The sequence below is a fragment of the Massilia sp. LXY-5 genome (assembly GCF_059801075.1).
In genome coordinates this window covers 420,152-441,259 of record NZ_JBNNEH010000006.1, presented here as the reverse complement: position 1 = coordinate 441,259, position 21,108 = coordinate 420,152, and the positions used below count along the sequence as shown (strand labels likewise).

Sequence of the window (21,108 nt, the reverse complement as noted above, 5' to 3'; positions counted from 1 at the left end):
GACAGGAAGCAAAGCGATGCGTGACCTCTTCCTGCTCGCCCTGCTGCCGGTCCTGCTGTATGCGATGATTCAACGCCCCTTCATCGCGGTCGGCATGTGGCTGTGGACGGCGCTGTTCTACCCGAATGCCTGGGTCTACGGCATCGCCGGCATTCCCCGTTACAACCTGCTGTTTACGGGCGTTGCCATCATCAGCTACCTGGCCTGGAAAACCAAGCCGAAAATCGAGTTGACGGGTGTCGGTGCGTTCGTGCTCGCCTTCTTCTTGTGGACCCTGGGCAGTACCGCGATGTCGATCGGTAACCAGGAAGTCGCCTGGGACTACTGGATCCGTTTTTCAAAAGTCATGGCCTTGTTCATTGCCGTGATCCTGGTGATCAAGGACAAGCTGCACTTCGATTTCGTCCTGTGGTGCGTCGTGCTCTCGGTCGGTTTTTACGCCGACCTGGAGACGCTGAAATTCATCGCCAGCGGTGGCGGCCACAAGATCGTTGGCCTCACCGGCCACGTGCTGGGCGACCGCAACGAACTGTCGCTGGCCTTCGTCATGACGCTTCCGCTTTGCTATTACCTCTGGACCGAATATGGCAAGCAATCGCGCATCCTGAACCTGGGCCTGATCGGAACGATGGCCTTGCTAGCGCTTGGGGTCATCGGTACCGAGTCGCGCGGCGGTTTCGTCGCCTTGCTCACGCTGGGTGCTTACCTGTACATCAAAAGCGATCGCAAGATCCTGCTCACGATACTGATCGTGGCCTTCGGTATCGGTGCATCGTTCTACATTTCGTCGGACTATGTGGCGCGTATCGACACGATCACGACCGCGGGGCAGGACGATTCGTTCATGGGCCGGGTCGTTGCCTGGAAGCTGAGCTTCATCATGGCCATGCACCATCCCTTTTTCGGAGGGGGCATCAAGTCGCTCGAGTATTTCCCGGTCTGGTCGGAGCTGTCGAAGGAATTCTTTGCCTACCCCTGGTTCTATACCGGCACCTCGCTGCCGAACGATAAATTCGCACGCGCCGCCCACAGTATCTATTTCCAGGTGCTGGGCGACCAGGGTTTCGTCGGACTCGCCTTGTACATCGCTTGCCTGGTGACGAGCTTCCTGAAGGCTGGTAGGGTCGCACGCAAGGCACGCAACCTGGGTGCGCCGGCCTGGCTGCCGAACGCGGCGGTCATGGTGCAGCTCAGTATTTTCGCGTTCGCGCTCGGCGGTGCCGCGTTGAGCCTGGCGTATTTCGATCTGCTCTTCGCGTTGTTCGGACTGGTCGTCGTGTTGGAAAGAAGGCTGCTTGCCGCGGTCGTGCCGGCGCCAAACGCGCGGCCGCATACCGGGTTTGCCGCCAAGCCTGCCTATGTTGCACACGGATAAATTGCCAAATGGAATGATATAGTTGGCTCGGCAGGCGGGACGGTGTGTCCCGCGCCCTCAGTTAGCCCGGTATCGCCCCCGGTACGAATAATCGCTCGCCCACGAATTTGATGACCCCCTACATCGCATGTTTGCACCACCCTATGCTTTTCTGCCTTCCGCGCGCATCCGATGCGCGCGCAACGGCGGCGACGCGGTCAACGCCAGGGCCGCTGATCCGATGAGCCAATCGCATCGACACACGCGGCTCGGCACCAAATTGCTGCGCGCTGCCGGCGGCGCCATCGGGCTCTTGTCCAGCCAGCGCAGCCTGGTCGTGGTGAACTATCACCGCGTTCTCGCACGTCCCGATCCGCTGCTCGACACCGAACCCGATGTCGCCACCTTCCACTGGCAGATGGCGCTGCTGGCCGAGTGCTTCAATGTCATGCCGCTGTACGAGGCGCTGCGCGCGCTTGACGAAGGCCGCCTGCCGCCGCGCACCGTTTGCATTACCTTCGACGACGGCTACCGTTCGGTGCACGACCTGGCGCTGCCGATCCTGCGCAAGTTCCGGTTGCCGGCCACGGTCTTCGTTACCACCGGCTTTCTCGGCAGCGGCGCGGGCAATATGTGGAACGACCGCATCATTCATGCGGTGCAGTCCCTGCCGGCCGGTACCCTCGACCTGAGCGACATCGGGCTCGAACGCTATTCCCTGAACTCGCTCGAGGAGCGCAAGCAGACCGCCTTGCGCTTGACCGAGTCCGGCAAATACCTGCCGCCGCCCGAGCGCGAGCGTCTGGTCGCCCGCCTCGACGACATGAGCGGCATGGACCATGCCGCGCTGATGCTGACCCCTGACATGCTCGTTGCACTCGACCGCAACGGCGTCGATATCGGCGCGCACACGGTCTCCCATCCGATTTTGACGAGCCTGGACGATGAGAGCGCGCGCATCGAGATCGCCAGCGGCAAGAATCAGCTGGAAGAACTGATCGGCAAACCGGTGCGCCTGTTCGCCTATCCCAACGGGAAGGTCGGCCAGGACTTCGATGCGCGCCACGTCGAGATGGTACGCCAGGCCGGCTATTTCGCAGCCTTCACCACCGCCGTCGGGCGCATCACCTCCGACCAGGACCGCTTCCAGCTGCCACGCAGCCGGCCCTGGGACCGCACCCCATTTCGTTTTGGCCTGCGCCTCCTGAGCTGGATGGCGCTAGGCAACCAGCAGCCAGCAACCACGATGAGCAACAAGGATAGCAACATGCACAACCGTGCGTTACTGATCGCATTTCATTTTCCGCCGCAGGCAGCCAGCAGCGGCATCCAGCGCAGCCTGAGTTTTTCACGCCATCTTCCCGCCAGCGACTGGGAACCGATGGTTCTCACCGCCAACGCCAGCGTTTACGAAACCCAGAATCCTTCGCAGCTGGCCAGCATTCCGCCCAAGCTGCTGGTGCGGCGCGCGTTCGCGCTCGACGCCAAGCGCCACATGGGCTGGCGCGGGCGCTACCTGAACGCGAGCGCCCTGCCCGACCGCTGGATCAGCTGGTGCATGGGCGCGGTCCCTGCCGGCCTGTCGCTGATCCGCGCGCAGCGTCCGCGCCTGATCTGGTCGACCTTCCCGATCGCCACCGCGCACCTGATCGGCCTGGCCCTGCATCGCCTCACCGGCCTGCCCTGGGTGGCCGATTTCCGGGACCCGATGCTGCAGCCGGCCTATCCGACCAACAAGGCGCAACGCCGCCTGTATGCGTGGATCGAGCAGCAGACCATCCGCCGCTGCAGCAAGGCCGTGTTTACGACCCAGGGTGCCATGGCCTCCTACCGCGAGCGTTTCCCGGAGCTGCCGCCGGCGAAATTCGTCGTGATCGAGAACGGCTACGACGAGGACGCATTCGGCAGCGCCCCGCCCGCCGCCAGGGCGCCGGCGGCCGGACGCGCGCTGACGCTGGTGCACAGCGGCCTGCTCTACGACACCGGACGCGATCCCTCGGCCTTCCTGGACGCCCTCGCGCGCCTCAAGGCACGCGGCGTGATCAGCGCCGCGACGCTGCGCGTGGTGTTGCGCGCGCCCGGCAACAGCGCCGGCGTGACGGCCCTGATCGAACGGTATGGCGTAGCCGACATTGCCGCCACCGCCGAGCCGGTACCCTACCGCGAAGCGCTGGCCGAAATGGGCGCGGCCGACGGCCTGCTGCTGTTCCAGGGCACGCCCTTCAACAACCAGATCCCGGCCAAGGTGTACGAGTACTTCCGCGCCCGCAAGCCGATCTTCGGCCTGGTCGACCACAAGGGAGAAACGGCGCGCGTGCTGGCGAATGCCGGCTTCGACGACACCGCCTTCATTGACGATGCCGCCGAGATCGCAGCGCGGCTGGAGCGCTTCCTGGAGCGCCTGCGCGAAGACAGCGCGCATGTCGCCTCGCTCGAACTGGTCGAGCGCTCGTCGCGCGCGCACCGTGCGCGCCAGTTGGCCGCGCTGTTCGATGAAGTCGTCAATGGCGTTGTCACGCAGAAGACGTCGAAGGCCGCCTGAGCTCCGTTCAGGCCGCGCCGCGGGCCTTGCCGCCCGTTTCGCGGATCAGTTCCTCATAGCGCATGCGGGTCGCGCTCCAGGAAAATTCGGCCGCAACCCGTTCGGCCAGGCGCGCTCCCAGCCGCTGCGCCGCGGCGGGATCCTCCAGCAGCGTCGCCAGGGCCTGCGCCAGCGCCGGCGCGTTGTCCGGCTCGACCAGCAGTCCCGTCACCCCATCCTCGATCAGTTCGGGAATGCCGCCGACCTGCGCCGCCACGACCGGCAGCGCGCCGGCGCCCGCCTCCAGCAGGGCCAGCCCAAAGGCTTCCTGCCGGCTGGGGAAGGCGAATGCGGTGGCCTGGGCAAAATGCGCAGGCATGTCGTCAAACGGGACACTGACAAAGAAGCGTACCCGCGCCTCGATTCGCAGGTCGGTCACCTGCGCGCGCAGGCTGTCCAGCGTGCTCCCGTTACCGTCGTTGTCGCCGACCAGGTGCAGCACCGTGTCGGGAAACGTATCGGCGATGCGCGCAAAGGCCGCAAGCAGGACATCCTGCCCCTTGTTGCGATCGAACCGGCCGACGTGCAGGATCACGCGCTTGCCGGTCGCGTCCGGCGCCGCGCGGCGGGCGAACCTGGCGGCATCGACGCCGCTATAGATGATGCGATGGGGCACCGGCGTCGCCAGTGCTCCATCGAGCCGTTGCGCCAGTTCGCGGGAACAGGTCACGACCGCGTCGCTCCCCACGATCAGACGGCGCCACGCGTCTTTTTCGGCCATTCCAAGGGTGGCCAGCTTGCTGGCATCGGTGCCATGGAAGGACAGGAGCAGCGGAATGCGCGGCCTCAGCGACTGCAACACGCGCGCGAAGGTAAACGCGGCGTCGCCCGGATAATGCAGGTTCACGGCGCGCACGTCGTGGACCTGGCAGAAGCGGGCGAACTGCTTGCGAAAGCGCCGCTCCCACAGCGCATACGCCAGGCGCGCCTTGACGCCCATGCCGTGGTGGCGGGCACGCAGTTGCCAGCGCACGGTACGCACGCCGTGGATGTCTTCATACACCGGTGCCGGCGCATCCCAGTCGGCCATCAGCACCAGCGGCTCGAACGCGCCGCCAGCGCGCATCTGTTGCGCCAACTGCGTGACGACGTGGTTGACGCCGCCGACATAGCGCAGGGACCACTGCAGGACAAACAGGACGACAGGGCGTGTTACGGGCGCCACGCAGGATCCTCCACCGAATAACTCCGTGTTGTACTTGCTTTTCCCAGGGCCTGTCGAAGTCAGCGCTTCTGGAAATCGATGATGCGCTGGTCGACGATATTGCCGTTGCGGATGCAGATCGCCGGGCGCAGAACCGGGTCTTCCTCGATCCGGTCCTCGATAATGGTGTCGAGGTAATTGACCATTTCTTCACCCAGGCAGGCGGTGACGGAATAGCCGATCAGTGCCGGCGTATGGTCGACGGCATAGTGCAGCACGCCGTCGACCGTGTAGACCGGATCTTCGATCGTCGTCGGCCGGCTGGTCTCGATGGCGCCGGCCCGGTCGCAGCTGATGTCGACGATCATCGCCGGATTCCTCAGCTTCGGCAGGTCTTCACGGTAGATGATGTGGTCTTTGCGGTACACATCCCACAGCAGGCCATTGACGACCACATCGTACTTCGACAGTTCCTGGCGCAGCAGCGACTCGGTCCGGCGCTCGTAGACGTTAATGTGCGCGCCCATGCAGGAGAGCACGCGGTGGGCGCCGCGCGCGACGTTGCCGCGGCCGATCAGGGCCACCTTGCATTCATAGACCAGTTTGCCGTACAGCGTGAAGGCGTGCATGATCGCGGCCTCGCCGGCCAGCTCGTTGCTGCGCCAGAATACATGGCGGCCGCCCTCGAACATGTCTTCCCACGCAATCGCGGTCACTTGCTTGTCGATGATCTTGTCGGTGATCGAGCGGTTCTGCACGGCATGGACCCAGCCGAACACGGTCTGGCCGCTGCGCAGTTCGGACAGATAGGTGGCGTCGCCGATCTTCGGATCGACGATGACGTCCTTCGACAGCGCCTCCTCGCGCGACACCACGTGCGCGCCTGCGGCCCGGTATTCGTCGTCCTTGTGGCCAAACGTCTCGCCGTATCCGGCTTCGAAATAGAGCTGCCCCCGGTTGCGGATGCGTTCGATGTGCTTCGGCAGCATGGCGCGCCGTTTTTCGTTTTCCTTCGTACTGATCATCAGTCCAACGGTTTTCATGTCATCCCCTGGTTGCGGTTGTTGGTTCGGTCAATTCAGCCTGGCCGGCCTGGCGAGCTGCCTGCGCGCGGGTATCGAGTTCGATGAAGGCCGGCGCTTCGCGGTAGGTGCGCACCAGCAGCAGCAGAGGCCGGAACAGCCAGTCGCGGCGCCGGCGCAGGCCCGGCATCAGCCGCGACGCCAGCAGCACGAGCTTGTTCGGCCAGTTCAGATACCCGAGCGCTTCCCGGGTCACCGCGGCGTCGCCATAGGCATAGCGCTCCTGGGCCTCGTCACGCGCCCGGCTGGTGGCCTGCTCCAGCGGCGGGTGATCGGCCGGCAGGTTTCGCGAACCATGGAAATCGTAGAATTCGGGGTAAAAGCGCAGCAGGCATTCCTTCTGGAAGAAATATTTGTATTTTTCCGCAGGGTGGTATTTCAGCGTTGCGATCGCAAATTCCAGGTCGCAGTACGGGAACACGACGACGTGTCCCGGCGGGTGCATCATCGTGATCCACGGGCTGATGCAGCGGCGCGTACGCGACTGCAGGAAAGCCAGTTCCGCCTGGTTGAGGTTGGGCGGGAACTGCGCGAGGAATGCACGGTAATGCCGGCGGAAACTTTCTCCGGAAGGGAAGCGGGAGGACAGCTGCTGCAGCACGAAGGGGCCGGTCGACTTCTCGAGCACCAGTTCCGCATCCTTTTCGGGCGTCTCGTGCAACCCGTCGATCTCGAAACCGGAATTGCCGAAGGTGTCGCCGGCCAGGCCGTCGAACACCAGCGAGGGTGGCCGTTTGGCGAGCCAGTGCATGAAGGGCAAGGCCCAGCCGTGCATGAAGGTCTCGGTGCCGATCAGGGCCTGGCGCCGCGCCTGCTCGGCTTCGATCGCGGAAGGAGGCACGGCGCGCACCAGCTCGCAATCGACGCCGAAAGCGGCGGCGATCTTCGGCGCAAAATAGGAGTCGATATCGTAGTCGCGACCGTTCTTGCGGTGGAAGGTCTGGCAGGTGACGGCCTTGAACGGCACCGCCTTGCGCAGCAAGGTGGCGAAGAAGCGGCGCGAGTCGAAGCCGCTCGAGAATGGCAAGGTCACCTCGCCCACGTCCAGCTTCAGGCAGCGCTCCATGGCAGCCAGGTAGGCGTCTTCGACGATGCGGAAGGCCTTGTCGTCGATCATTTCCTCGCCCGGCGGGAGCTGGGCAACATCGAACCACTGCTGCGTGTCGGCACCGTCGCGCCGGATCGTCATCTGCGCCCCGGCCTGGAAACGTTTGATGTCCTGGAAGAAGCTGCGGCCGTCCATGGCGCTGCCGTTGTGCATCAGGCTCACCCAGGAGCCCAGGTCCGGCGCATCCCCGGCGAAGTGCAGCAAGACCGGGTGCGAAGCAAAGAACCAGGTGCCGCCGCGCTGCCGGTAATACATCGGACCGAAGCCGAAGGCATCGTTCCTGACCATTGCCTGCTGCAGCTGCGGGTCGAATTTCAGGTAGGCAAAAGCACCGTTCTGCAGCGCGTCCGGCGCGGCGATGCGCTCGAGCATGGCCGGGTCGGAATAGGAGTGGACGCCGAGCGCGGCCTCATAGCCGCGAAAGGCCAGCTGGGAGCCGGCGACCTCATGCAGCAAGCCCCGTCCGTTGGACGGCGCGCGCGAACTGACCGCCCAGAACTCCGGCGTACTGGCCACGGCCAGGGTGGACGGCACCGGACCGAACTGCGGCGCCGTGTCGGGGAAGACGCAGGCCAGGAAAAATTCGACGTCCGCGAACTGACGCGCTATCAAATCCAGGTTGATGTTCATTTGGCCTCGCCAGGTACGCCGACGGGCAATGGCTTCGTCCGCTTTATTTTAGACAGAAAATAGGTTTCCGCACCTTCCGGACGGCCGGCGACGCGCCATAGCAACATCACGACGGCGCAGTAGACGAGCACCCCGGTCCCCACCTTCAGGACGAGCATGGCCCAGTTCGGGGCCTGCACTTGCGTCTGCAGGAAGAACAGGGCCATGGCCATGGCCAGGCAAGCCAGCAGCGGGCGCCCGGTACCCTGGGCCAGCATCCGCACGGTCAGTCCTGGAATATTGCGCATCAGTAGGCTGTAGGAAACGCCAAAGGTCAGCACGATCGAGGCCATGCGCAACTGGGCGATGCGTTCCGGGGTCAAATTTGCACTCAGCACGAGAGCGCCGGCGCAGAATACGAGGATCTGGATCCAGCTCGTCACGGCCAGCAGGCGGATCTTGCCAATGACGGTCAGCACGTAGTTCGCGCTGCTGTTGATCGACTGGATGATGTTCGACAGGGCCAGGATCTGGATGAAAGGCACGATGAAGAGCCACTTTTCGCCCAGCGCCACCGGCACGAATTCCTGCGCGGTCAGCACGAAACCGACACAGGCGGGGAAGGTCACCATCACCTGCACCGCCTGCGCGCGCAGCAACAGCTTGGTCAGCTCGCGCAAATCGTCCTTGGCCTGGGCAAAGGCGGGAAACAGCACCCGGTTGATGGGCGCCAACAAGTCCGAACCCGGCACATCGGCGATTTCGGTGGCCAGCGTGTAGCCGCCCGTCACGCTGGTGCTGGCCAGACCACCGACCATGAAGATATGCAGCTTGTGGTCCAGGAAGGAGCTGATGTTCTTGACTAGTACCCATTGCGAGACCGCGAAGATTTCCTTGAATTCCGACACTGCAAAGCGCGGACGCATCGAGTGGACCATATAGCTGCGCGCGACCGCCGCCGCGCGGCCGGCGAGCGCGCCCAGGATCATGCCCCAGTAACTCTGCATGATGAGTGTGAGCACCACGGTGATGAAAAAGCCCACCAGCCGCTTGAACAGCACGTATTTCGCATCGTCTCCAAAACGCAGTTCTTTCTGGAAGTCGACGATGCCGACGTTCTCGAACGCGGACACGAACAGCGACAGCGCCATGATCTGGACCGCCACGGTGACGCGCGGATCCTTGTAGTACTCAGCCGCGAAGGGCGCCAGGATCACCAGTACCGTGGCCACGCAGGCGGTCTGGATGATGCGCAGGGTCCAGGCCGTGTTGTAGTACGCCTGGCTCGGGTTCTTGCGCTGGATAAGGGCGACGTTGACGCCGAGATCGAAGATGATGTCGGCAAACGAGACCACCACCGAGGCCATGGCGACAATGCCGAAATCATCGGGAATGAGGATGCGGGCCAGGATGAAGGTGCTGACGATGCCGATCAAACGATCGGCCCAGCGCATCGCGACCATGATCATTGCGCCGCCGGTGATGCTGCTGCTGTTTTTCTGGGACATCTTACGAACTACCTTTGCTGCAACTGTGACCGATTGGCGACGCCACGGGGCGACGCAGGGCACAGCGCCGACAGAACATCAGCCGTGCCCGTTGCTCCCATGCGCTGTAAACTTCCTGAGGTGCGGCGCATTGTGCTTTGATCGTGGGAAATATATCCACCGCAGAGTAGACCAAGGTGCAGAGTGTGTCAAGAATCACAACAATCGTGCGCACCCTGGAATTCCTCCGGAAACGCCTGCTGCCTTAGCGAGAGATGATTGCGGACTCGGGGTACGAATCCATGCGCGCCCGCGCGCCCCAGCGCTTGTTCAAGTATAGGCGGGCGGGATCCTCAATCAGATGGAAAGCCGCCCAGCCCGCAATGAGCGATAACAGCAGCCCCAGCACGGGTGGCAGCCCGCTGCGATAAGTCAGCTGGTAGAACGGCTGCTGCCACAGGTAGATCGAGAACGAATAGCGTCCCAGGGTGCGCAGCCAGGAAAATTCAAAAATGGCCAGCAGCCAGCGCGGCGCGTACGCCATCGCGTTGAGCGCCACCGCCAGTCCGCCCGCGCCAAGTACCACGCGTAGCCCGATGGGAACACTCCACCAGTGCGCTGCGATCCCGGCTGCGAGCGCTGCCGGCGCGATCCAGGCCCGGGCCAGGGCGTAGCGGCCTTGCGTGACAAGCAAGGCGAGGAAGCCGGAACAGAAAATACCGAACGAGGCGACCTCGGTGCGCAGGGAAAAGTTGGGTGCCTGCGCACCGGGGACCAGTGAATACACGGCGATCGCCAGCAGCATTGCGGAGACGATGACGGCAATGGCATGCAGGCCGCGCCCGCCACGCGCGCGGCACCAGAAGGCGGCCAAGGACAAGAGCACATACGAGTGCTCTTCGACGCTCAAGGACCAGATATGCCCGAACGGCATGGTCCATCTAGTGGCCACGAAATAATTATTGGTGAAGGTAGCGGCGGACAGCAATTCGCTCGAGGACACCTGGTTTCCGGTAAGGGCGAAGACCGCCGTGATCGCGGCCAGGTACACCACCACCGAGGGCACGACACGCGAAATCCTGCGCCGGTAAAAGCTGCCGAAATCCGTTCGCTGGACGAACAGCACCTGGGCCATCAACAATCCGGAAAGAACGAAAAACAATGCCACCCCAACAGTGCCGAAATTAATCCCTGAATAAGGGAAAAAATGTCCGATCAACAGAAAGGCGATCGCGCATCCGCGCCAACCGTCGAGATATGGGATGTGTTGTTTCATTACGTTTCCAAAGTTTGCCCCAGTTTAATAACGAAACACTCGCCCCAAGAAAAAATACCTAGTTATTGGGAAATATATCGTGCAGTGTGGCTATCTTTCCACGCAAATATCGTCCAGCTTCAGGGATGGCCCTCAGACTAGCACTTCCGGCGCTTCCGGATGACTGAGAAAACCCTGCGGACTGGCCGAGCGGCCATAGGCGCCGGACTGGAACACGACCACCAGGTCGCCCACTTCCGCTGCCGGCAGCTCCATGCGTTCGGCCAGCAGGTCGAGCGGGGTGCACAGCGGGCCGACGACGGAAGCCGTTTCGCGTTCGTTCGATTCGCTCATCCGGTTGCCGATCGCGACCGGATAATTCTTCCGGATAACTTGCCCGAAATTGCCGGAAGCGGCCAGGTGGTGGTGCAGGCCGCCGTCAGTGACCAGAAACACCTGCCCGCGCGACACCTTGCGGTCGATCACGCGCGCGACATACACGCCGGCCTCGCCCACCAGGTATCGCCCCAGTTCGATCGACAGCTGCGCTTCGGGCAGTGCCGCCTTCACGCCCGGCAGCGCGGCGGCGAGCGCATCTCCGATCGGAGAAAGGTCGAGCGCCGCTTCTCCCGGAAAATACGGGATGCCGAAGCCGCCGCCGATGTTCAGGATGCGCACTGGGTCGCGCATCTGCCCGCTCAGCTGCTGGGCCAGGATAAACGTCTGGGCCTGGGCCTCGATGATGGCCTCGGCCTTTAAACTTTGCGAACCGCTGAAGATGTGAAAGCCGAGCACCGTGAGGCCGAGCTCCGCGCACAGCTTCAGCAGGCGCGGCGCATCCTCGGCGTCGATGCCGAACTGCTTGGCGCCCCCGCCCATGCGCATGCCCGACCCTTTTAACTCATAGTCCGGGTTGATGCGCAGGACCAGCAAGGGTGCGATGCCGAGCGCGTCGCCGACGCGCGCCAGCGTGCGCAGCTCGCGCTCGGACTCGGCGTGGACCACGGCGCCGGCGGCCACCGCCCGCGTCAGCTCGGCCTCGGATTTGCCGGGACCGGCGAAACTGATGCGGCCGGGGGCCATGCCGGTGTCGAGTGCGACCTTCAGTTCGCCGCCAGAGGCGACGTCGATGCCGTCGACCAGATGCGCCATGTGCTGGACCAGGGCCGGCATCGGATTGGCCTTCATCGAAAAATGCAGCTCTACCGCCGGCGGCAGGTGCGCGCGCACGTGGGCCACCCGTTCCGTCAACAGGCGCCGGTCGTAGGCATAGAACGGGGTGCTGCCGACGCGCTGCGCCAGGCGCGTGAGCGGGACGCCGCCCACCTGCAGGCAGCCGTCCTCGACCGGGAACAGGGTCTGGGAGGCATGGACCGGCTTCAGCTTCGCGTCTGCGTTCATGGTGTGCTTTCAAACAGGGTAATAAAGGCTTGCTGCAGCAGTTTGCGGTCGATCTTGCCGTTCGGGTTGCGCGCAAAAGGCTCGTCGCGCAACGCGACGTGGGCCGGCACCATCCAGGCCGGCAGGTGGCGCTGGCAGGCTTTTAACAGGGCCGCGCCGCTAAGGTCCGCGTCCTTCGGCAGCGCCAGCAGCACGATCGCCTGCCCCAGCTGCGGATGCGGCGCGCCGAAGGCAACCGCCTCGACCACCAGTCCGCTGGCGTAGACCACCTCCTCGACCTCGAGCGGGCTGACCCGGTAGCCAGAGACCTTGATCATGTCGTCGCCGCGGCCGATGAAATACAGGTAGCCCTCTTCGTCCATGCGCACCGTATCGCCCGACCAGACCGCCATCTCGACGATCGGCAGCGCCGGGTCGTGGCCCGGCGCCGGCTTGAAGCGCTCGGCGGTTTTAAGGGGATCGTTCCAGTAGCCGAGCGAGACGAGCGCGCCGCGGTGCACCAGTTCTCCCGGTTCGTTCGGCGCGCAGGGCGTGCCGTCGGGGCGCACCACCATGACGTGCGCGTTCGGGATCGCGCGCCCCATCGAATCGGGACGGCGATCGAGTTCGGATGGCGGTAAATAAGTGGAACGAAAAGCCTCGGTCAGGCCATACATCAGGAACAGCTCGGCGCGGGGCAAGGCCGCGCGCAGGCTGGCGACAGTCGCCGTCGGCAGCGCGCCGCCGGAATTGGTCAGATAGCGCAGCGAGCAGTCGCCCGGCCAGGCCAGGTTCGCCAATTGCAGCCACAGCGGCGGCACCGCCGCCAGGCCCGTGATGCGTTCTGCCGCCACCGCTTTCAGGATGTCTTTCGCGAACAGGTGGTTGATCAGGACCGCGGTGGCGCCGGCCAGGAAGGCACAGGTCAGCTGGCTCAGGCCGTAATCGAAGCTGAGCGGCAGCACCGCCAGGATGCGGTCCTGCGGCGTCAGCGCCAGGTAGCTCGCCACGCTGCGCGCGCCGGCCACCATGTTCCGGTGCGACAGCACCACGCCCTTCGGTTTGCCGGTGCTGCCCGAGGTGTACAGGATCGCGGCCATGTCGGCGTCGATCGGGCGGCGCGCGGCCAGCACGGCGGCGCCAGGAACCGCTTGCGCCGCGTCCCAGCTGCGCACCTCGACGGCGGCCTGCAGCGGCGCCGCGCCGGTCACGAACACGGTTCCCAGGTCCGGGCAGCCGGCCAGCACGTCCGTCAATTGCGCCAGCCGTTCCGGCGAGGTCACCAGCACCCGCACCTTGCAGTCGGCCAGGATGTGGGCCACCTGCTCGGGTTTCAGCTGCGGATTGACCGGCACGAACACGGCGCCGGCCAGGGCCGCGCCGAACATCGCGGCCACGTTCTCGATGCGCTTTTCCAGGAACACGGCAACCCGTTCGCGCGGCGCGATGCCGGCCTCGATCAGCGCGCCGGCCGCGCCCTCGACGGCGGCGGCCAGGGCGGCGTAGTCGAGGCGCACGGCGCCGTAGACGAGCGCCTCCGCAGCGGGCGTACGGCGTGCGGAATCGAACAGAAAATCGTGGATCAAATCAGCCATGGTCGTGATCAATACGGGGTCGAATGCGGAAGCGCGACATCAGGGCCGCGCAGCCCGCAATCTTAACAGCTTGCAGCTTTCCAGCCCGCGTATCGCGCCCCTGTCGCCAACAAGCGATGTCTCGTGGCAAATTTTTCAACACCCGGTTTATACTGGCCGGATGCGCGCGAACCCGTCACCCGTCCGGCCCCTGATTCCGCTGGCGCCGATCCTGTCGGCGTCCTCGTTCCGGCGCGCGGCCGCAGCGCCTGCGCGCACCGTGCTCGACGCCGGCAACTATAAACTGGTGACGAGCGGGCGCGTCGCGATTGCGCTGGCGCTGCGCGAAATCGGCGTGCAGCCGGGCCAGCGGGTGCTGGTGCCCGCTTACCACAGCGCCTCGATGATTCCTCCCGTGCTCTGGCGCGGCGCCGAACCCGTGTTTTATCGGGTGCACGCCGATGCCGCGGTCGATTTGCGGGACCTCGCTGAAAAAATCACTCCCGACGTGCGTGCCGTGATGGTCACCCATTATTTCGGCTTCCCGCAAGAGATGGCGCCGATCCGCGCCCTGTGCGATGCACACGGCATCGCCCTGATCGAAGACTGCGCCCACTGCTTTATCGGCGAGGCAGGCGGACGCCCGGTCGGCGCCTGGGGAGATTACGCCATCGCCAGCAGCATGAAGTTCTTGCCGATCTACGAGGGCGGCGCATTGGTATCGGCGCGCCACAGCCTGGATCACATCGTCCTGCACTCGGCCGGCGCCGGCTTCGAGGCCAAGGTGGCCCTGAATTCCCTGGAAAAAGGATTCATGTACGGCCGCCTGCCGGCCGTGCGCGCCGCCCTGTCCCTGCCGCTGCGCGCGAAAAGCGCGGTATGGGGACTGTTCAAGCGCAGGCGCGGTGGCGCTGCCCCGGCACTGGCGCCCGACTCCTCCGACAGCAGTTTCAATTTCGACCCGGCCTGGGTAGATAAACGCTCGTCGCTGTTCGCGCGCGCCATGCTGACACTGGCCGCGCCCGGGCGCATCGCCGCCCTGCGCCGCGGCCATTACCTGCGCCTGGAAGCGGCCGTGCAGGGCTTACCCGGCGTGCGCCCGCTGCATCCGCGCCTGCCCGACGGCGCCTGCCCGTGGGTATTTCCGCTGCTGGCCGACGACCCCGGGCGCCTGTTCGCACGCCTGCAGGCGCTGGGCGTGCCGCTGACCCGTTTCGGCACCCCGCAGTGGCAAGGTGTCGACGCCGCCACCTGCGCCAACAGCGCGATGCTGGCCGAACACGTGCTGGCCCTGCCCTGTCACCAGGAGCTCACCGAGCGCGAAATGTCCTGGCTGGCGGCGCGCCTGCGCGAGGCGGTGGCGCCATGAGCTGGACGCTTTATCCGGCGCGCGAGTTCGCGCGCCACAGCGGCGACTGGATGCGGCTGCACGCTTCGCTCGCCCCCACGCACGCCTCGGCCCTGCTGGCGGCGGAATTCGTCGCGCCGCTGATCGAACAGTTCGGCCGCGGCGACGAGTTGCTGGCCTGCCTGCGCGATGGCGGCACGGTATGCGCCATGGCGATCGTGCACCCGAGCCGGCGCGGCGCCTGGAGCACGTTTCAGCCGGCGCAGGCGCCGGTCGGGCTGTGGCTGCAGGAAGACGGCCGCGACACCGCGACGCTCGCGCGCGGCCTGCTCGGCGCGCTGCCCGGCTTCCCGCTGCTGCTGGCGCTGACGCAGATGGACCCGATGCTGGTTCCGCGCCCGGCCGAGGGACCCTGCACCCGTACGCTCGACTACATCGACACGGCGCGCGTGACCCTGGCCGGCAGCTTCGAGGATTACTGGAACGCGCGCGGAAAAAACCTGCGCGGCAACCTGAAAAAACAGCGCGCGCGCCTGGAGCGCGAAGGCATCGCAACGAGGATGGTCATCGAGCGCGCACCAGAAGCCATGGCGCAGGCCGTGGCCGACTACGGGCGCCTCGAAACCACGGGCTGGAAGGGAAACGAGGGCACGGCGGTCAGCAGCGAGAATGCCCAGGGCCGTTATTATCGCGCCATGCTGGAAGCGATGGCGGCGCGCGCTGCCGCCAGCGTCTACCGCTATTATTTCGGCGAGCAGCTGGTCGCGATGGACCTGTGCGTCGAGGATGGCGCGAGCATCGTCGTGCTGAAGACGGCATATGACGAGAGCGTGCCTTCGAACCTGTCGCCGACCCTCCTGATGCGCGAGGAAGCGACCCGGCGCCTGTTCGACGCCGGCCGTTTCGAACGGCTCGAGTTCTACGGCCGCGTGATGGAATGGCATACGCGCTGGACGGAAGAGGTACGCACTCTGTACCATGTTAACTATTACCGCTGGCCGGGAGTGAAACGCCTGCACACGCTGCTGGACACCCGCACCAAGCTGGGTTCCCGCCCCGCCAACACAACGACGACGAGCTTATGAAGTACCTTGAAGAAGTCAAAACCCTGCTGATCGACGTGCTGAACCTCGGCCCGGCCGGACAATCGCTGGATGCGGATTCGCCGCTGCTGGGCAGCCTGCCGGAACTCGATTCGATGGCGGTGGTCACCCTGATCGGCGCAATGGAAGAACATTTCGGCATCATGGTCGACGACGACGACATCAGCGCCAGCACCTTCGCCACCCTCGGCAGCCTGGCCGCCTTCGTGGCCGAGCGCGCCGACGACGGTGCCAACTAAGGCATGAGCGACCCCGGCCACGCGCACGCCGACGCGTTCTTCCTCGACACGCCCGACGGACCGCGTTTCTGCATGTACCACGCGCCGCGCGGGGAATGCCGCGGCGCGCTGGTCTACGTGCACCCGTTTGCCGAAGAGATGAACCGTTCGCGCCGCATGGCCGCGCTGGGCGCGCGTGCGCTGGCGAACCAGGGCATCGGCGTGCTGCTGCTCGATCTGCACGGCTGCGGCGACAGCGCCGGCGACTTCGGCGACGCGACCTGGGACGGCTGGCTGCGCGACGTCGCGCAGGGACGCGCCTGGATCGAGGAACGCCTCGGCCGCACGGCCGGCCTGTGGGGCCTGCGCGTCGGCGCCCTGCTCGCGGTCGTGCATGCGCAAACGGCGGCCGTGGCGCCGGAGCGCCTGCTGCTGTGGCAGCCGGTCACCAACGGCTCGGGCTACCTGAACGGCTTTTTACGTTTGCGCCTGGCCGGAGAACTGCTGGCGGGCGGCAGCGACAGCGGCGGCACCGAAGCTCTGCGCGAAGCGCTGGCCGCCGACGAGGCGCTCGAGATCGCGGGCTATACCCTGAATCCGCAACTGGCCGCGGGCCTGGACGCGGCCGATGCGCGCGCGCTCGGCCCGCGCTGCCCGATCAGCTGGTTCGAAGTCACGGCAGCCGCCGGCCGCCCGCTGCCGCCGGCCGCGGTGCGCGTGGCCGATACCTGGAGACTGCAGGGCAGCCGGGTCGACCTGGTCCCGGTCCAGGGACCGCAATTCTGGACGGCGCCCGAAACGATCGATTGCCCGGCCCTGATCGAGGCAACCCTGGCCCGCCTGGAGACACCCGATGCCTGAGGAACGCGCAATTGCCTTTTCCTGCCGCAGTGCCTGGCTGTACGGCATCCTGAGCCTGCCGCAGGCAGCGGCGAAGCCATCGTCGCGCGGCGTGCTGATCGTCGTCGGCGGCCCGCAATACCGCGCCGGCAGCCACCGCCAGTTCACCCTGCTCGCGCGCGACCTGGCCGATGCGGGCATCCCGGCCATGCGCTTCGACTACCGCGGCATGGGCGACAGCGAGGGAGACCTGCAAACTTTCGAGAACGTTGACGACGACCTGCGCGCGGCGATCGACCGTTTTGTGGCGGAAGTCCCCGGCCTCTCCGAAATCGTGCTCTGGGGGCTGTGCGACGGCGCCTCGGCCGCTGCGATGTACGCGCCGCAGGATCCGCGCGTGGCCGGGCTGGTGCTGTTGAACCCCTGGGTCCGCACCGAGGGAGGGGCGGCGCGCGCCACCATCAAGCACTACTACAAGGACCGCCTGTTCGACGCGCACCTGTGGAAAAAGATCGGCAGCGGCCAGTTCGATGTCAAGGACTCGGTCCGTTCGCTGTGGGACAACGTCGGCAAGGCGTTCGGACCGAAGCCGGACCCCGGCACGGCTGCGTCCGGCGACGGCGCGCCCTTGCCGGAACGCATGCAGGGCGCACTGACCCGTTTTGGCGGGCGCGTGCTCGTCGTCCTCAGCGGGGCCGACCTCACGGCCCAGGAATTCGCCGCGCTCTCGCACCGTTCCGGACCCTGGCAGCGCCTGCTGGGTACGCCGCGCTTTACGCGCCAGCAGATCGACAAGGCGGACCACACCTTCTCGCGCCGGCCCTGGCAGGACCAGGTGTCGAGCTGGACCCGCGACTGGCTGCGCAGCTGGTGAGCTGAACCGCCTCGATTCCTCCGCAAAGCCTCCATTCCCTGCTTGCCGGCGCCACACCTGGCGCAAGCGGCGTCTCTCCCTCCAAATCGCCCTGAAGACGGCCGAACGGCCTCCCTGCCTCCCCGCCTTCCGGCCACCCAGCCCAATCTACGACAACAAGCTTGCCATTCGTCTCATTGTTGCATCAAAGGATCATTTATTGCGCCTACTTATTGTATTTACGGTAGACTTAACGTAGGAGAAATCCTACGCGATTAAGAAACCTTTAAACATGCAGTTGTGCGGTTTCCCGATCACCCGGCGTATGACAAGACAACCTCATCAGGCAACTATGGACAGCACCGTGGCACGCACACGTGTCTGCATCACGATCGATACCGAATTCAGTATTGCCGGCGCGTTCTCCGATAAGGCAAAGCAGCCGGTCGCCGAGCCGTTGGTCTGGTGCAATGTCGAAGGACGGTCGGAGGGCTTGGGCTTCATGCTCGATACCTTCCGCCAGTACGGCGTCCAGGCGACTTTCTTTGTCGAGACCCTACACCGTTACTACTTCAGGCACGATCCGATGCGGACAATTGCCCAAAAAATCCATGCTGCAGGTCATGAAGTGCAGCTGCACTCTCATCCTTGCTGGACGGTGTTCCAGCATACAGACTGGCGCAGCCGTAAGGGCACGAAGCGCGTCAACGACAATATCGACCAGGCCGAGGATGCGGTCACGCTGATCAGGCAGGGAATTGATACGTTCAAGGAGTGGAGCCTGCCTGCGCCGCGCGTCTACCGCAGCGGCAACCTGCACCATGGCGACAACCTGTACCGTGCGCTGGCGGCCACCGGGATTCCGTACAGCTCGAATATCGGCGTGGCGATCTACGACAGTGGCGACCCCGATTACCGCCTTTATAGCGGCCAGCATCAGCGGCATGGGGTCAAGGAATTTCCGGTCTTGTCGTTCACCGACTGGAGCATTGGACCGAAACAGAAGATCAAGTCGCTGACCATCGCCGGATCGAGCTTTGCCGAAACGCGGCGCCTGATCGAACAGGCCAGGCGCGACGGCATTCCACTCGTCGTCGTGCTGACCCATCCATTCGAATTTGTCCAGAAACGCGACCTTGCCTTCCAGCAAACGCGCCGCAACCGCCTGACCCAGTCGCGACTGGTCAAACTGTGCCGCTTCCTGCACGAAAACAGCGACCGCTTTGACGCCTGCGGCATGGCCAGCGCCGCGGATGCCCTGCCCGCCGCGCAGGCATCCGAAAATCGCCTGCTCAAGAGCGCACTACGGCATACGCTGCCCCGCATGATGGCCCAGCTGGCTTACGACCGCTTTGGAAAGTGGATGCTGGCACGCCAGTACGGCAGCACACGGGGCACTGTCATCGCAGACGAAGAGAGCCTCGAGAGCTCGCCCATGGCGTAAACCGCGTCCGGGCAGCGAGACGCCGCCGGACGAAAGCGCCGCTGCCCTAGCTTACGCTTTACCCCTTGGCCGCGCGCTCAGCCCTGTTGCGCGACACCGCGGTCTGCCAGAACGGGAGCCCGTTGAAGGATCTGCTGAATCGGAGCGAAAAGACTTCGATACCAATCGCCGCAAAGACGATTACCAGTGGCATGATCGGCTCGCGGTAGCGGAAGATCACGTAAAAGACCATGTGGATACCTGTATACAGGATAAGCGCACCGCCAATACCTATCATGACCCGGTTACGGCGTGCGATGGTCAGCAGTACATAGATTGCTGGCAGGCATAAGACGATATATTGCAATAGCCAGATCGCGCGCGTAACCGTCTCGATCAATGACGGTTTGTCTTTCCCTTCATGTATGGGCGGCATCCAGAACAAACCTGCTTTCTTCAGAGCCAAGCCGACAAAGCGAAGAGGATGCTCGGCAATCCAATGGATTGCTGCCTTTTTTAACTCCTCCGAAGCATATACTTCGCCTTGTTGCCGCAAGCTCTTCCACTGGTGTCCTAATGGCGTCTCCGCAATCGATACGAAAAAACCGTCCGCATTGGGATTGTTTCCTAGATACAAATTAAAACCGCCATTCGAGGTGATGATTGGGGTTCCCAGCAACTGAGCATTTCGGTATTGCCAAGGTGCCAGTAACAGTGCGGAGGCCAGTACCAAGGCTATCCCCGCACGCAGTTTTGTCCCCGTCGACTCCCTGGCGAACACGAGCGCCAGGAACGCGATTGGCAACAATGCCATCCCGGCAGTACCGGTAATTGCGAGGATGGCGACGATCGCCCCCGTAACCAAACCAGCCTCGACCGTCGGGCGAAGATGCAAGCGCGCTGAACCCACCATCAGGCCAAGCATCAGTGGTGTCATCAGGTTTTCCTTGGCTAGATATTCGCAATATATCCAGGACGGTACATATAGAGCGAACAACAAAGGACCAAGCAGACGCGCAGTCCGGCCTGCTTTTGCTTCACTCAGCAAAACGTAGACAAAATAGGTACTGAGTCCGCCAAGCAGTGCATTGCCCAGTTGTGCCGCAAGCAGATTGTGGCCAAACACCATATAAATCGGTGTCAGAAAGAATAAAGGGTAGCCTCCGCTGAAAAAGGCGACGTTTCCGAAATCGTCGGCCATGATGCGACCGGCCACGAGATTACGCGCCATTTGGTCGTAGGCAAGATAATCGCTGACGGGCTCGATGTGCAATGCGTACACGGTCACGCAACGCAACAGTAGAGACAGCGTAATCACCATGCACAACAACTGGCGTTCGGAAATTTTGGGGTAGGTATTATTCACTGATTTTCCTGTCAAGTTCTTGCTACAACCCATACACCGGAGCAAATGAGGCAAATGCCGACGACGCGCTGTAACGAAATATGCTCGCCCAGCAGGTAGCCCGCCAGCGCACTCAGCGCAAAGCCGGCGCCGACCAGTGGATAGGCCTTGCTGACGTCCCATTCGGATAACACTGCCAGCCAGACGACAGCGCCCAGGCCGTACAGGATAAAGCCGAGTAGAACATAGGGTTCTGTCATTGTCGTCAGCAATACGGACAGGTCGAAACGTCTGCCGGCCAGCGCTTTGACTGACGGCGTGCTCATGCCCAGTTTCAACGTAAACTGCGCCATTACCGAAGTGGCGATGCTGGCTAGTGCGAGAAAATATGTCTTCATTAATTT

At 64.1% G+C, this 21,108-nt stretch carries 17 protein-coding genes; 8 read left to right on the top strand and 9 right to left on the bottom strand.

From position 1 onward, the window contains the following. Nucleotides 1-16: 16 nt before the first annotated feature. Entirely contained in the window at nt 17-1,375 is a 1,359-nt protein-coding gene (locus tag ACI48I_RS20435) for a putative O-glycosylation ligase, exosortase A system-associated (protein WP_498575249.1), read from the top strand. Nucleotides 1,376-1,595: 220 nt separating this feature from the next. Next, nucleotides 1,596-3,896 (top strand): polysaccharide deacetylase family protein, encoded by a 2,301-nt coding sequence (locus ACI48I_RS20430; protein WP_498575248.1) that lies wholly within the window; start codon nt 1,596-1,598, stop codon nt 3,894-3,896. Nucleotides 3,897-3,903: 7 nt separating this feature from the next. Here ACI48I_RS20430 and ACI48I_RS20425 read toward each other — a convergent pair whose 3' ends face one another. From ACI48I_RS20425 to ACI48I_RS20395, 7 genes are all read right to left on the bottom strand, one after another. Continuing rightward, complete coding sequence (locus tag ACI48I_RS20425; RefSeq protein ID WP_498575247.1) at nt 3,904-5,100, bottom strand: glycosyltransferase family 4 protein; 1,197 nt, start codon at nt 5,098-5,100, stop codon at nt 3,904-3,906. Between the two features lie 59 nt (nt 5,101-5,159). Next, nucleotides 5,160-6,122, bottom strand: coding sequence for a N(5)-(carboxyethyl)ornithine synthase (locus tag ACI48I_RS20420; RefSeq protein ID WP_498575246.1), 963 nt, complete (start codon nt 6,120-6,122; stop codon nt 5,160-5,162). A 1-nt stretch (nt 6,123) separates the two neighbouring features. Then, nucleotides 6,124-7,899: an asparagine synthetase B family protein gene (locus ACI48I_RS20415; protein ID WP_498575245.1), complete on the bottom strand. Its 1,776-nt coding sequence runs from the start codon at nt 7,897-7,899 to the stop codon at nt 6,124-6,126. Next, on the bottom strand, nt 7,896-9,386 hold the full coding sequence (locus ACI48I_RS20410; RefSeq protein WP_498575244.1) for a lipopolysaccharide biosynthesis protein: 1,491 nt from the start codon (nt 9,384-9,386) through the stop codon (nt 7,896-7,898). Before ACI48I_RS20410 ends, ACI48I_RS20415 begins: the two co-directional genes overlap by 4 nt. Nucleotides 9,387-9,630: 244 nt before the next feature. Beyond that, on the bottom strand, nt 9,631-10,641 hold the full coding sequence (locus ACI48I_RS20405) for an acyltransferase family protein (RefSeq protein WP_498575243.1): 1,011 nt from the start codon (nt 10,639-10,641) through the stop codon (nt 9,631-9,633). Nucleotides 10,642-10,773: 132 nt separating this feature from the next. Then, nucleotides 10,774-12,021, bottom strand: a complete 1,248-nt coding sequence (locus ACI48I_RS20400; RefSeq protein WP_498575242.1) for a pyridoxal-dependent decarboxylase, exosortase A system-associated — start codon at nt 12,019-12,021, stop codon at nt 10,774-10,776. Next, on the bottom strand, nt 12,018-13,595 hold the full coding sequence (locus tag ACI48I_RS20395) for an acyl-CoA ligase (AMP-forming), exosortase A system-associated (protein WP_498575241.1): 1,578 nt from the start codon (nt 13,593-13,595) through the stop codon (nt 12,018-12,020). Before ACI48I_RS20395 ends, ACI48I_RS20400 begins: the two co-directional genes overlap by 4 nt. A 160-nt stretch (nt 13,596-13,755) precedes the next feature. Here ACI48I_RS20395 and ACI48I_RS20390 point away from each other — a divergent pair, with 160 nt between their 5' ends. The 6 genes from ACI48I_RS20390 to ACI48I_RS20365 all read left to right on the top strand — a co-directional run bounded on the left by ACI48I_RS20390 (nt 13,756) and on the right by ACI48I_RS20365 (nt 19,380). Further along, the gene (locus ACI48I_RS20390) at nt 13,756-14,943 is read left to right on the top strand and encodes an aminotransferase class I/II-fold pyridoxal phosphate-dependent enzyme (protein ID WP_498575240.1); all 1,188 of its coding nucleotides are present in this window, start codon (nt 13,756-13,758) and stop codon (nt 14,941-14,943) included. After that, nucleotides 14,940-16,007 carry a GNAT family N-acetyltransferase gene (locus ACI48I_RS20385; protein ID WP_498575239.1) on the top strand — a complete coding sequence of 356 codons (1,068 nt, stop codon included), beginning with the start codon at nt 14,940-14,942 and terminating at the stop codon, nt 16,005-16,007. The genes ACI48I_RS20390 and ACI48I_RS20385 overlap by 4 nt, the downstream gene beginning before the upstream one ends. Further along, nucleotides 16,004-16,264, top strand: a complete 261-nt coding sequence (locus ACI48I_RS20380; protein WP_193687925.1) for an acyl carrier protein — start codon at nt 16,004-16,006, stop codon at nt 16,262-16,264. The genes ACI48I_RS20385 and ACI48I_RS20380 overlap by 4 nt, the downstream gene beginning before the upstream one ends. A 3-nt stretch (nt 16,265-16,267) precedes the next feature. Continuing rightward, the gene (locus ACI48I_RS20375) at nt 16,268-17,104 is read left to right on the top strand and encodes a hydrolase 2, exosortase A system-associated (RefSeq protein WP_193687924.1); all 837 of its coding nucleotides are present in this window, start codon (nt 16,268-16,270) and stop codon (nt 17,102-17,104) included. After that, nucleotides 17,097-17,957, top strand: coding sequence for a hydrolase 1, exosortase A system-associated (locus tag ACI48I_RS20370; RefSeq protein ID WP_498575238.1), 861 nt, complete (start codon nt 17,097-17,099; stop codon nt 17,955-17,957). The genes ACI48I_RS20375 and ACI48I_RS20370 overlap by 8 nt, the downstream gene beginning before the upstream one ends. A 331-nt stretch (nt 17,958-18,288) precedes the next feature. Next, complete coding sequence (locus ACI48I_RS20365) at nt 18,289-19,380, top strand: polysaccharide deacetylase family protein (protein ID WP_498575237.1); 1,092 nt, start codon at nt 18,289-18,291, stop codon at nt 19,378-19,380. 58 nt (nt 19,381-19,438) lie between these two features. On the opposite strand, the gene ACI48I_RS20360 is transcribed toward ACI48I_RS20365, so the two are convergent. Beyond that, the gene (locus ACI48I_RS20360) at nt 19,439-20,725 is read right to left on the bottom strand and encodes a glycosyltransferase family protein (protein ID WP_498575236.1); all 1,287 of its coding nucleotides are present in this window, start codon (nt 20,723-20,725) and stop codon (nt 19,439-19,441) included. 11 nt (nt 20,726-20,736) lie between these two features. After that, a complete protein-coding gene (locus ACI48I_RS20355) occupies nt 20,737-21,102 on the bottom strand; it encodes a DMT family transporter (protein ID WP_498575235.1) in 366 nt (121 codons plus the stop codon). Between the last annotated feature and the right edge of the window lie 6 nt (nt 21,103-21,108).